Origin of the sequence: Priestia sp. SIMBA_032 (assembly GCF_046535215.1) — a bacterium.
Classification (GTDB): domain Bacteria; phylum Bacillota; class Bacilli; order Bacillales; family Bacillaceae_H; genus Priestia; species Priestia aryabhattai.
This window is the reverse complement of the sequence record NZ_JAWRXD010000857.1, coordinates 1-264: the sequence shown is the minus strand read 5'-3', so window position 1 is coordinate 264 and position 264 is coordinate 1. Positions and strand designations below refer to the sequence as shown.

Below are 264 nucleotides of genomic sequence, written 5' to 3'. Positions count from 1 at the left end.
CTCCTCGCCGAGCGAGGTGAGCGGCACGCCCGCCTCGTTGCACACGGCCGTCATCAGCATGATCAGGTCGAGCGAGGCGAGACCGAGGTCGTCGCCGAGCGCCGCGTTCATGTCCAGCGACGCCGCCTCCTCCGCCGGTTTGCTCAGGCTCTGGCACAGCCGGCCGCGCACGATCGTCTCGATACCGCTCACGTGGTCACCCCATGAAGCTTGGCGATTTCGTCGCCGAAGACGCGCAGGATCTCCTTGCGCTTCGGCTTGAAC

Annotated in this window: 1 protein-coding gene; it reads right to left on the bottom strand. The window is 67.0% G+C overall.

Annotated elements, in window-relative coordinates:
- Positions 1-192: hypothetical protein (locus SB717_RS36770; RefSeq protein ID WP_410908006.1), on the bottom strand; the 192-nt coding region annotated here is incomplete at its 3' end.
- Positions 193-264 lie beyond the last annotated feature (72 nt).